Below are 12,597 nucleotides of genomic sequence, written 5' to 3'. Positions count from 1 at the left end.
TCTTAGGCCGCTGTGAGCGCGGTCCGGTTGATTGTTTCATATTCGATGGGCGTGAGTTTTCCCAGCCGTCGTTGGCGTCGCCGGCGGTGATAGGTTCTCTCGATCCAAGTCGTGATCGCCAGTCGGAGGTCTTGCCGGGTGAGCCACCGCTGGCGGTCCAGGACGTTCTTCTGCAGCAGCGAGAAGAACGATTCCATCGCGGCATTATCCGCACACGCACCGACCCGGCCCATCGACCCCGTCAGCCCCTGGCGCCGGAGTGATTCAACAAAACGGCGGGACCGGAACTGGGACCCGCGATCCGAATGCACCACTGTCCCTGCAGGTTTGCGTGCCCGCACCGCGTTCTCCAGTGCGGCCACGGCCAGCGAGGACTTCATTCGCAAGTCCATCGAGTAGCCGACGATCCTCCCGGAATAAACGTCCTTTACGGCGCAGAGGTAGAGCTTGCCCTCGGCGGTGGGGTGTTCGGTGATGTCCGTCAGCCATAGCTCGTTCGGTGCCGCAGCGGTGAAGTCCCTCTCCACCAGGTCGTCATGAACCGGTGGCCCGGGTCTGCGGTTCAGGCCACGCTTCTTCGAGAACACCGACCAGATACCGTGGTCACTGCACAGGCGCTGGACCCTGTTCTCGCTCGCCGCGATGCCCTTCTCGGAAAGTTCGTCGGCGATGAACCGGTACCCGAAGGCCGGGTCGTCTGCGTGGATGTCAAAGGCGGCGTTGACCAGGTGCGCATCCACCCAGTCCCGTTCCGTTACCGGGCTGACTCTCCAGCGGTAGTAGCCTTGCTTGCTGAATTTCAACACCCTGCAGGTCACCGCCACTGGAACACCGTCGGCGGCAAGATCCGTGACCAGCGGGTAAGTCATTTTGGGTTGATGTCCCTGGCCAGATAGGCAGCAGCGCGGCGCAGAATCTCGTTCTCCTGCTCCAACAAGCGGTTACGCTTCTTCAACTCCCGCACCTCGGCCGACTCACTCACTGCCGGGCCGGCCCCGGAATCCTTACGTTCAGCAATGGCAATCCAACGCTTCAACGTCGTGACCGACAGCCCGAAATCCTTCGCAATCTGCGCCAGCGGCGCTTCGCCCTTGCGGGCCACATCAATAACATCCTGGCGGAACTCCGCCCCATAAGCCGTGGGCATGGTCAACATCCTTCCACGAGCACAAGCTCGCTAGATCAAGGAGTCAACAAAACTGGGGGCAGTCCCTGTTCAAATCCCTTCAACGTCAACGCCGCAGGAGAGCGGTTGATGAGAAATCTAGCCGTAGCCACCGACATTGAAAGGCCTGACTTGTGCCTCTCGAGAAGAACGAGCGTCTACGCACATCCAACAGCTCAGTTGAAATAGAAATCGCGGTAGGAGCTCCGCACGTTGAAACGGCGGCCGTCCTTTCGTCGTTGCAGGAACCCGACGACCGTATTGACGTCGTTCGGGCGCATGCCCAGCTCACGGCACGTTCTGCGCACTTGTTCGACAGAGATCGACGCCCATCGCTCGGGCCGATTCATCATGTCCGCCTTGAGCTTGTCTTCTTCATTCCATTTCAGGCCTGACGAATAGCCAGCTGCCATGCTGGCAACGTACCCAAGTATCTCTTCGACACCGTTGGGAAGCGGTTCACGGGCTTTCTCGCTCTCGATTTCACTGTCAGGCCTTACCGTCTGACCGTTTAGGAGATTAACGGGCTTGGCGTTGGAGATCCATTCTGCGCTTGCTTGGGGATCCCATTCGATAACGACAACCGCATCGGCATCCGCGTTCCAGAGGTCGCTCAACTGCTGGCGATCAGGCCACGCGTAGACCACCCGGCTGCCGGACAGTGAGGCTGCCGAGAAGCCTCGCCAAGTCTGATGCGTTACGCCTGGGCTCGTGACTAGCTTTTTGAGGCTCGGGCTGTCGACATCTTTCCGAGGAGTGACGACTACCATCGCTCCACCAGATTGCTGCTTCAACCATGCGATTGCTCGAAGGACTTGTGGTTCGCGTGATGTCTCGCCTTCGCTGAGTCGAGAAACCGCCACCGGGTAGGAGTAGCCATGAGATGACAACGTGTTCTTCATTCGTTCGTGACTGACGTTCTCACCGTATAACCGGCGACCGACATTCAATTCGCACCCCATGACAATTTGATGCAGCACGCCGCCCGGGCATCACAACACTTGCTCTCTAAACACAGCTAAGGCAAGCGACTGGCCAGCTGATCATGTACTCGCTCTTGACTACAAACATGAATAGGCAAGCACGTTTCACCAAGATCGGACTCTCATGGACCTGGAATTCTTTGAGCCTGCGGAAGCAGCAAGCCTAATGCGATGCAGCGAAGGATGGCTGCGCGACGGCGCTGCCGCGGGACGCTTCCCTCACGCCTGCTGGGGCAAAGGAAAAATCGTCTTTACGTCTGAGCACATCGCGGAGATCGCCAGGATTAGTGAGATATTGCCCGGTTCCCACCCGGCAAAAGATGTTCATGAGCGAAGCAACACCAACACTCGGCTCATAGGGACTAGAGCACGCAACCGCTTAGCTTCCTAGAAGGCCGCTTACGAGTCCGCCCGCGTTAGCGCATGAACGCAGCTACCGACCGCTCCGTGGCGTCCGCCCCGGCTTGGAGAGCCTCGGGCATGAGGTGCCCATAAACGCCCTCCGTTGTCCTGGTCGACGCGTGTCCCAACCGACGCGAGATTGTAAAGATCGGGACACCGTCCTGAATCAGCCAAGAAGCATGAGTATGCCGTAGGTCGTGAATGCGCGGGTTCTTCCGCAGTCCACGATCCTGAGCGGCCTTCACCGCCGGCATCCAGTAGTGGTGCCAGAACAGCTTGTGCACGATTCGCTCACCTTTGGGTGTTTTGAAAAGCAGGTCACCACCAAGGCGCCCAGCCACCAACGGAATCAGCAGGTCCACCAGTGCGGGGTTCAAGCCAATGGTCCTTTTGCCTGCGCCGGTCTTCGTCGGCCCGATGTAGAACTGGTTCTGCCCATCCCGTTTCCACGCCTTGTTTATGCGGGCGGTGGCCGGCTTTCCCAGCAGGTCGATGTCAGCAACGGTTAGTGCAGTCGCTTCGCCAAAGCGAGTCCCGGTCATGACCAGGAAGTTGGTGAAGTCCTTGTAGCGCTCCCCCATGCCCTCCATGATCAGACCGAACTCCGCGTGAGTCAGAAACATCATTTCGTCTTCAGCCTTTTCGACGCTACGCAGCTGCACACCTCGGCAGGGATTGCGCGTGATGTACCCCAGCATCTCCGCTGTGTTCATCGACGCCGAGATCAACCCATGGACATTTTTGATTGTCTTGGGAGATCGCCCCTTGGCCATCATCGATTTCACCCAGTAAGCGATGAGTCGGTAGTCGAGCTTGTCGACGGGGACGTGGCCAATGACCTTTTTCACATGCAGATCGAGCATGGTCTGATACGTCTTGACCGTGCCACTCGACGGCCGGATCAGCAGGTCGATGTGCTCCTGAATGACTTCGCCAACCGTGGGTATCTTCGCCCTGTTGTCCAGCAGTGCCTGCTGTGCGATTTCGAAGGACTGACCGTTCGCATCGAGCAGCCGCTTGAGCGTTTCAGCCTCATGCGCAGAGTCGACAGTGATGCCTTGCTGCTTCCGGATCTTGGGGTCGCGCCAGACCACCATGAAGGACGAAGAGCCGTCCTTTTTGACGCGTTTCCGGATACTAGCCACATAAAAATGCTAGTTCCGTGTCAACAGATTTGGGGGTTTTGTCAACAGTCAGGGGCCATATAGGCCCCTGACCTGCGACATTACAGTGCCCGAGGTGGGACTCGAACCCACACACCTTTCGATACTGCATTTTGAGTGCAGCGCGTCTGCCAATTCCGCCACTCGGGCGCGGATTACCGGGAAGTTAACTCTCGCTGACTGCTCTCATCTCTGTGAGCAACGCGATCCTTTCCCAGCACGCGAAATTACTATACATGCAGATAGGCTGATTCAAAGAACCGGGCGCGCTGATGCAACAAAAACCAGCCATCAAAGAGTCCACACTAAGATGGACATGAACCCGCCGAACCTTTTCAAGGAGATCCCGTGACCGAACAGACGGAGTCCACGTCCACAGCCCAGCCGGCCCGACGAGTTGTCGTAGCCGAGGATGAGACCCTCATCCGCCTGGACATTATCGAGATTTTGAAGGGCGAAGGGTACGACGTCGTAGGCGAGGCGGACAACGGCGAGAAGGCCGTGCAGCTGGCCGAGGAACTCAAGCCTGACCTTGTCCTCATGGACGTGAAGATGCCCGTCATGGACGGCATTTCGGCAGCTGAGAAGATCGTCAAGGCACGCATTGCACCTGTTGTGCTGCTGACCGCTTTCAGCCAGAAGGAACTGGTGGAGCGCGCACGCGACGCCGGCGCCATGGCGTACGTCGTTAAGCCGTTCTCCCCCGCGGACCTCATCCCGGCCATCGAGATCGCCCTCTCCCGTCATGAGGAGATCAAGGCGCTCGAGAACGAGGTTTCCGATCTCCAGGAGCAGTTCGCCACGCGCAAGCTTGTAGAGCGCGCCAAGAGCCTCCTGACCACCAAGATGGGCCTCACGGAGCCGGAAGCCTTCCGCTGGATCCAGAAGACCTCCATGGACCGTCGCCTCAGCATGCGTGAGGTTGCCGAAACCATCATCAACCAGGTCAACTAAAGCAAAAACAACAAACGACGGCGGCCGCTCACCTCACGCGAGGTGGGCGGCCGCCGTCGTAAACCCTAACAAGCCGAAGACAAAACAAAGTGGGCCCCACCGCACGGCGGGACCCACTTCGCAAAACAAAACTGAAGAACTAGCTCTTGGCCTTGGACTTCTTTTCAGGCCACGGGCCAACGGGTTCCTTGCGTGAACCGTCGTCGGTCTTGGAGGTGTCGGCGAGGTCGCCTACCTTGTGGACCTTCAGCGAGTTCGTGGAACCGGCCTGTCCTGGAGGGGAACCGGCAGCGATGACAACCAGGTCGCCTTCGTCCACGAGATCCATTTCCAGCAGGCTCTTGTCCACCTGTGCAGTCATCTCGTCGGTGTGGCCCACGGAGGGAACCAGCACCGGCTGGATGCCCCAAGTGAGGGCCAGCTGGTTCCAGACGTGCTCAACCGGCGTGAACGCGAAGACCGGCTTGACCGGGCGCAGGCGCGAGAGGCGTCGTGCCGAGTCGCCGGACTGGGTGAACGTACAAATGTACTTAGCGTCCAGCTGGTCGGCGATTTCGACGGCGGCACGGGTGATGGCGCCACCGCGGGTCTTGGGCTTGGTTCCCAGCGGGGGGACGCGCTCAAGACCGTGGACTTCGGTGGATTCAATGATCCGGGCCATGACCTTGACGGTTTCGATGGGGTACTGGCCCACAGAGGTTTCGCCGGAAAGCATGACTGCATCGGCGCCGTCGAGAACTGCGTTGGCGCAGTCGGACGCCTCGGCGCGCGTCGGACGCGGGTTATCGATCATGGATTCCAGGACCTGGGTTGCCACGATGACCGGCTTGGCCCAACGGCGTGCCAGTTCAATGGCGCGCTTCTGGACGATCGGCACCTCTTCGAGCGGCAGTTCAACACCGAGGTCGCCACGGGCAACCATGATGGCATCGAAGGCGTCGATGATTTCGTGGAGCTGCTCCACGGCCTGCGGCTTTTCGATCTTGGCGATCACCGGCACACGGCGGCCTTCTTCATCCATGATCTCGTGGACGCGCTTGATGTCAGAGGCATCACGCACGAACGAGAGGGCAATGAGGTCGGCGCCACGCTTGAGGGCCCAACGGAGGTCGTCCTCGTCCTTTTCGCTCAAGGCGGGGACGTTGACGGCAACACCGGGAAGGTTGATGCCCTTGTTGTTGGAGACCTTGCCGCCAACAGTCACCGTGGCTACAACTTTGACGTCGTCAACCTCGATGGCGCGCATGGCCACCTTGCCGTCGTCAATGAGCAAGGCATCGCCAACGTTGACGTCCTCGGTAAGGCTCTTGAGCGTGGTGGAGCAGATGTCCTTGGTGCCGGGGACGTCTTCGGTGGTGATGGTGAAGGTGTCGCCGACAGCCAACTCGTGGGGTCCGTCAACAAAACGGCCAAGACGGATCTTGGGTCCCTGGAGGTCGGCCATGATGGCCACAGGCTTGCCGAGCTGGGCGGCTGCCTTGCGGACGTTTTCGTAGGTGTTGTCATGCACGGAGTAGTCGCCGTGGCTCATGTTCATGCGAGCAACGTCAACGCCGGCCTCCAGCACCGCGAGGGTGTTCTCGAAGCTGGAGATTGCCGGGCCGAAAGTTGCCACAATTTTCGCGCGTCTCATATACCTACCCTAAGTAGTCATGCTGATTGAGTAAAAGATGTGTTCCTGCCGGCGCTATAAGACCGCTATCGCCCGGTCGGTGGGGGCGACCGGTGCCGGGAGGATGGTGCTTCCCATCAGGAACCTGTCCACTGCAGCCGCGCACGCACGACCTTCCGCAATGGCCCACACAATCAGTGACTGGCCACGTCCGGCATCACCGGCAACAAACACTCCCTCAGTGTTCGTCATGTAGTAGCCGTCGCGGGCAACGTTGCCCCGACCGTCGAATTCTGCACTGACCTGCTCCGTGATACCTGCCGGCTCAGCACCGGTAAAGCCCAGGCTCAAGAACACAAGGTCAGCTGGAATGATTCGTTCTGTTCCGGCCTTGGGCAGGCGTTTGCCGTCCACGAACTCGGTTTCAGCAACTTTAACGCCGGTGAGCTTGCCGTTTTCTCCAACGAACTCAACGGTTGATGCAAGGTAGGTACGTTCGCCGCCTTCTTCGTGGGCGCTGGCGACCTCGAAAAGGGTGGGGAACGTTGGCCACGGCTGGTGGGTGGCGCGTTCGGCGGGCGGCTGCTTGCCGATCGCGAGCGTGGTCACCGAGGCAGCCTGGTGGCGGTGGGCGGTGCCGATGCAGTCAGCACCGGTATCGCCACCACCAAGGATGACAACGTGCTTGCCGCGCGCATCGATGTGGTTCTCGGGGTTCTCCCCCGCCACCTTGCGGTTGGACGGAACAAGGTAATCCATGGCGAAGTGGACACCCTCAAGCTCACGGCCCGGGATGGGCAGGTCACGCGGGACGGTGGCGCCGGTGGCGACAACAACGGCGTCGTAACGGCGTCGCAGCTGCTCCCAGGTCACATCGGTACCCACAGCGACGCCGGTCCGGAAGCGCGTGCCTTCGGCCTTCATCTGTTCCAGACGACGGTCAACCTGTTCCTTCTCCATTTTGAAGTCGGGGATACCGTAGCGGAGCAAGCCGCCGATCTTGTCGTCTCGCTCGTACACAGCAACGGTGTGGCCCACTCGGGTCAGCTGCTGTGCCACGGCCAAGCCGGCGGGACCGGAACCAACCACAGCCACCGTCTTGCCGGTGAGGCGTGTGGGAGGAAGGGGCTGGACCCAGTCGTTGTCGAAGGCCTGATCGATGATCGAAACCTCAACCTGCTTGATGGTCACGGCAGGCTGGTTGATCCCCAGCACGCAGGACGCTTCACAGGGTGCAGGGCAAAGACGGCCGGTGAACTCCGGGAAGTTGTTCGTGGCGTGAAGGCGCTCAATAGCTTCTTCACCCTTGTCCCGCCACACGAGGTCGTTCCACTCGGGAATGAGGTTACCCAGCGGGCAACCCTGGTGGCAGAACGGCACGCCACAGTCCATGCAGCGTCCCGCCTGGCTCTTCAGGACGCCCTTTTCCTGGGCTTCGTAAACTTCTTTCCAGTCCATGATGCGGACGGGAACGGGACGGCGTGGCTGCGTCTCGCGCTGCCGGACTTTCAGAAATCCGCGTGGATCAGCCACCGGTTACCTCCAGGATTCGATACCATACTTCTTCGCCATCGGGGTCAAGGCCCTCTTCGATGGCGTCGAGACGGGTTTGCAGGACTGCGGCGTAGTCGCGCGGCAGTACTTTGGTGATGCGGGCGGCGGTGTCGTCGAAGTTCTCGAGCAGACGGCCGGCCAGGACGGATTCGGTTTCCTCAACGTGCTTGGTGAGCAGGCCGTGGACAATGTCGCGGTCCTCGGCGTCGAGCTCCAGGAGCTGGAGTTCACCGGTATCGAGGGCCATCTTGTTGACGCGCTCAGGCTGCAGGTCCAGTACGTAGGCAGTACCACCGGACATGCCGGCACCGAAGTTGCGGCCGGTACGGCCGATGATCAGTGTCTGGCCACCGGTCATGTATTCGCAACCGTGATCGCCAATACCTTCGACGACGGCGGTCGCACCGGAGTTACGGACCAGGAAGCGTTCGCCAACCTGGCCACGCAGGAACATTTCACCGCTGGTGGCGCCATAACCGATCACGTTGCCGGCAATGACGTTGCGCTCCGCCTGGAAAACGTTGGTGCGGTCCGGGCGAACGATAATGCGTCCACCGGAGAGGCCCTTGCCGACGTAGTCGTTGGAGTCGCCGAACATGCGCAGCGTGATACCGGCCGGCAGGAAAGCCCCGAGGGACTGGCCGGCAGTACCGTTCAGCGTCACATCGATCGTATCGGTCGCCAGCACATCGGTGCTGAACGTCTTGGTCACCACGTGGCCGAGCATCGTACCCACGGAACGGTCCGTGTTGATGACGTCCAGGGTGATCTTGACGGGCATGCGGTCGCTGAGTGCTTCCTGCGCCATGGTGATCAGCCGCTGGTCAAAGTGCTTGTCCAGCTCGTGGTTCTGGCCGGTCATGTTGCGCAGCGGCACGTCGTCGTCGAACTCGAGCCCATGCAGGATGGGATCGAGGTCCAGCCCTTCGGCCTTCCAGTGGTTGATCGCTTCGCGGGTGTCCAGGACTTCGGCGTGGCCGATTGCCTCTTCCAGACTGCGGAATCCGAGCTCGGCCAGGATTTCGCGGACTTCTTCTGCGAGGAACTCGAAGAAGTTGACCACGAACTCGGGCTTGCCGTTGAACCGGGAGCGAAGCTCGGGGTTCTGTGTGGCAACACCAACAGGGCAGGTGTCCAGGTGGCAAACACGCATCATGATGCAGCCGGAAACAACCAGCGGTGCAGTCGCGAAGCCGTATTCCTCGCCACCCAGCAGGGCGGCAATGACAACGTCGCGTCCAGTCTTGAGCTGACCGTCAACCTGAACCACCACTCGGTCACGGAGACCGTTGAGCATGAGGGTCTGCTGGGTCTCGGCGAGGCCAAGTTCCCAGGGCACACCCGCGTGCTTCAGCGAGTTAAGCGGCGAGGCGCCGGTACCGCCGTCGTGACCTGAAACAAGCACGACGTCGGCCTTCGCCTTGGTGACGCCGGACGCCACCGTGCCGATCCCGACTTCCGAAACCAGCTTCACGTGCACGCGGGCCGAAGGGTTGGCGCGCTTGGCATCGTAGATGAGCTGCGCGAGGTCTTCGATCGAGTAGATGTCGTGGTGCGGGGGCGGTGAAATGAGTCCGACGCCGGGTGTGGAGTGACGCGTCCGGGCTACCCAGGGGTAGACCTTCTGTGCCATCAGCTGGCCACCTTCGCCGGGCTTGGCACCCTGCGCCATCTTGATCTGGATGTCATCGGCGTTGGTCAGGTAGAGGCTGGTGACACCAAAACGGCCGGAAGCGATCTGTTTGATGGCAGAGCGGCGCTCCGGGTCCAGCAGGCGGTCAACGTCCTCGCCACCTTCACCGGTGTTGGACTTGGCGCCCAGACGGTTCATGGCAATTGCCAGGGTCTCGTGGGCTTCCTTCGAGATGGAGCCGTAGCTCATTGCACCCGTGGAGAAACGCTTCACGATGCTGGAGACAGGCTCCACTTCCTCGAGCGGAACAGCCGGACGGACACCGTCCTTGAACTTAAGGAGCCCGCGAAGGGTCATCAGGTTCTCGGACTGATCGTCAATGCCCTTGGTGTAGGACTTGAAGATGTCGTACCGGCGTTCGCGGGTGGCGTGCTGCAGGCGGAACACCGTCTCCGGGTTGAAGAGGTGCGGTTCGCCGTCGCGGCGCCACTGGTATTCGCCGCCTCCGAGCAACGGCTGGTGCGGGTGCTCGATGCCGCCTTCCGGGTACGCCATCTGGTGGCGTGCCGAAACTTCCGCGGCGATGACGTCCAGGCCGACGCCGCCCAGCTGGGAGTGCGTGCCGGAGAAGAATTCGTCCACGAGCTCCTGGGACAGGCCCAAAGCTTCGAAGGTCTGGGCGCCCGTGTAGGAAGCCACAGTGGAGATGCCCATCTTGGACATGATCTTCAGGACACCCTTGCCGAGGCCCTTGATGAGGTTGTAGACACCGTCTTCGGCAGTGACGCCTGTGACGTCGCCGTTGGAGATCAGCTGTTCAACCGATTCCATGGCCAGGTACGGGTTGACGGCAGATGCACCGTAACCAATGAGTACCGCTACGTGGTGCGTCTCGCGGACGTCGCCGGCCTCAACCACGAGCGCGGTCTTGGTTCGGTTGGCGCTGCGGAGCAGGTGGTGGTGGACTGCGCTGACCAGCAGGAGCGAAGGAATCGGAGCCCACTGCGCGTTGGAGTCACGGTCGGACAGCACAACGTACTGCACGCCACGGTTGATTGCACCGGAGACCTGCTCACAGATCTCGGTCAGGCGTGCACGGAGTGCCGCCTCTCCACCCTCTGGGCGGTAAAGGCCACGGACCTTCATGGCGATGCGGTCGCCGTCGGGGCTTTCGATGTTCGCGATCTTGGCAAGCTGGTCGTTGTTGATCACGGGGAACGGCAGGGAGATCTGCGGCTGGCGGACCTGCTTGCCATCCAACAAGTTGCCGTTGGGACCGATGGCGCACTTCAGTGAGGTGACCAGCTCTTCGCGGATGGCATCCAGCGGAGGGTTGGTGACCTGCGCGAAGGACTGCACGAAGTAGTCGAACAACAGGCGCGGACGCTTGGAGAGCACAGCAACAGGAGTGTCCGAACCCATGGCGCCCAAGGGCTCAGCGCCTGTACGGGACATGGGCCCGAGCAGGATCTTCAGCTCTTCGGTGGTGTAGCCGAAGGTCCGCTGGCGAATGTTCACGGACGCAGCCGTGTGAACAACGTGCTCACGCTCGGGGAGCTCGTTGATGTCGATCAGGTTGTCCTTGAGCCACTCGGCCCACGGGTTTGCTGCGGCGACCTCGGCCTTGACCTCGGTGTCGTCGATGATGCGTCCGGCCTCAGTGTCCACCAGGAACATCTTGCCGGGAGCAACACGTCCCTTCTTGACCACGTTGGAAGGCTCCACCTCGATCACGCCAACTTCGGAGGCGAAGATGATGAGGCCGTCTTCGGTGATCCAGTACCGTCCCGGGCGCAGGCCGTTGCGGTCCAGCGTTGCGCCGACGAGGTTGCCGTCGGTGAAGGAGACAGCAGCCGGGCCATCCCACGGCTCCATGAGCAGTGAGTGGTACTCGTAAAACGCGCGGCGGGCGGGATCCATGGTGGCGTGGTTCTCCCACGCTTCCGGGATCATCATCATGATGGAGTGCGTGATGGGGCGGCCGGACAGCCAGAGGAGCTCGGCTACCTCGTCGAAGGAAGCGGAGTCCGAGGCACCAGGGGTGCAGATGGGGTACAGCTCTTCGGGAACCGAGCCCAGCAGCGGGCTGGCCAGCTGGGACTGGCGGGCACGCATCCAGTTGCGGTTGCCCTTCACCGTGTTGATCTCACCGTTGTGGGCGATGGTGCGGAAAGGCTGCGCCAACGGCCATGACGGGAACGTGTTGGTGGAGAAGCGCGAGTGGACGATAGCGAGCTTCGTCTTGAAGCGCTTATCCGAAAGGTCCGGGTAGAACGGCTCCAGCTGGGCGGTGGTCAGCATGCCCTTGTACACAATGGTGCGCGAGGACAGGGACGGGAAGTACACGCCGAATTTGTTCTGGGCACGCTTGCGGATACGCCAGGCGCGGGAGTCCAGCTCGTTGTGCTCAAGCTGCTCACCGGTGGCGGAGGCAAAGAACGGCTGCGAGAAGTACGGCATACAGGCCCGTGCCATGGCGCCTACGAGGTCGGCGACCACGGGAACCTCACGCCAGCCGAGAACCGTCAGGCCCTCGTCAGCAGCAAGTGCTTCAATGCCGGCCTTCGCAGTCTCGGCTTCACGGGACTCAGCGGGAAGGAAGGCGGTGCCCACCACGTACTGGCCCGGGGCAGGCAGTTCGAATTCGGTGACGGCCCGGAAGAACTCGTCCGGTACCTGCATGAGCAGGCCCGCACCGTCGCCGGTACCTTCATCGGCGCCCACGGCGCCGCGGTGTTCGAGATTGCGGAGGGCGGTCAATGCCGCTTCCACGATGTCGTATCCCGGTTCCCCGCGGAGCGTGGCAATAATAGCCAGGCCGCAGGCGTCCTTCTCCTTGTCAGGGTTGTAAAGACCCTGAGCCTCCGGGAGCGCGGCAAAGCGCTTGAATGGAGACATGGCACCCTGAGGTTCGATATTTTCGGACCAACCGGGGTTATGAAGATGGGTCATGGGAGACGTCCTTCCTCGGAATCGTGCGTATGGAAGGGACAACGTTGGCCCCACCTTGCCTGCCCTGTGACGGGCACAACAAAGCGCTAGTAATTGGAATTGTAGGCCAGCCGATCCAGCGCAACGAACAGTTACGCAGACCTCTGGCCCCGGCTTGACCAGTGAACATCGGTATGCTG

At 61.0% G+C, this 12,597-nt stretch carries 7 protein-coding genes and 1 tRNA gene; 1 reads left to right on the top strand and 7 read right to left on the bottom strand.

The genetic code is table 11. From position 1 onward, the window contains the following. Positions 1–2: 2 nt before the first annotated feature. The 4 genes from KCX59_RS09690 to KCX59_RS09675 form a co-directional block, all read right to left on the bottom strand. Positions 3–1,147 (bottom strand): IS3 family transposase gene (locus tag KCX59_RS09690; RefSeq protein ID WP_179016661.1). Its coding sequence is split into 2 segments (ribosomal slippage): positions 3–871 and positions 871–1,147, totalling 1,146 coding nucleotides; the frame shifts between segments, so codons are not numbered across the junction. Positions 1,148–1,341: 194 nt separating this feature from the next. Then, positions 1,342–2,067 (bottom strand): hypothetical protein, encoded by a 726-nt coding sequence (locus tag KCX59_RS09685; protein WP_218649078.1) that lies wholly within the window; start codon positions 2,065–2,067, stop codon positions 1,342–1,344. Positions 2,068–2,564: 497 nt separating this feature from the next. Further along, positions 2,565–3,695 (bottom strand): tyrosine-type recombinase/integrase, encoded by a 1,131-nt coding sequence (locus KCX59_RS09680; RefSeq protein WP_179017297.1) that lies wholly within the window; start codon positions 3,693–3,695, stop codon positions 2,565–2,567. Between the two features lie 86 nt (positions 3,696–3,781). Further along, positions 3,782–3,863 (bottom strand) — tRNA-Leu (locus KCX59_RS09675). A 198-nt stretch (positions 3,864–4,061) separates the two neighbouring features. Here KCX59_RS09675 and KCX59_RS09670 point away from each other — a divergent pair. Next, positions 4,062–4,667 (top strand): ANTAR domain-containing response regulator, encoded by a 606-nt coding sequence (locus tag KCX59_RS09670; RefSeq protein ID WP_011774540.1) that lies wholly within the window; start codon positions 4,062–4,064, stop codon positions 4,665–4,667. A 139-nt stretch (positions 4,668–4,806) separates the two neighbouring features. On the opposite strand, the gene pyk is transcribed toward KCX59_RS09670, so the two are convergent. Genes pyk through gltB form a run of 3 tightly spaced genes read right to left on the bottom strand, consistent with a single transcriptional unit; the run spans position 4,807 to position 12,418 of the window. Beyond that, positions 4,807–6,300, bottom strand: coding sequence for a pyruvate kinase (gene pyk, locus KCX59_RS09665; RefSeq protein ID WP_179017296.1), 1,494 nt, complete (start codon positions 6,298–6,300; stop codon positions 4,807–4,809). A 54-nt stretch (positions 6,301–6,354) separates the two neighbouring features. Next, positions 6,355–7,812 (bottom strand): glutamate synthase subunit beta, encoded by a 1,458-nt coding sequence (locus tag KCX59_RS09660; protein ID WP_091466800.1) that lies wholly within the window; start codon positions 7,810–7,812, stop codon positions 6,355–6,357. Next, positions 7,805–12,418 carry a glutamate synthase large subunit gene (gene gltB / locus KCX59_RS09655; RefSeq protein WP_179017295.1) on the bottom strand — a complete coding sequence of 1,538 codons (4,614 nt, stop codon included), beginning with the start codon at positions 12,416–12,418 and terminating at the stop codon, positions 7,805–7,807. Before gltB ends, KCX59_RS09660 begins: the two co-directional genes overlap by 8 nt. Positions 12,419–12,597 lie beyond the last annotated feature (179 nt).

Origin of the sequence: Paenarthrobacter nitroguajacolicus (genome assembly GCF_051027655.1) — a bacterium.
Lineage (GTDB): Bacteria > Actinomycetota > Actinomycetes > Actinomycetales > Micrococcaceae > Arthrobacter > Arthrobacter nitroguajacolicus.
Note: the sequence above shows the minus strand (reverse complement) of the source record. Positions and strands in the feature narration are given on the sequence as shown.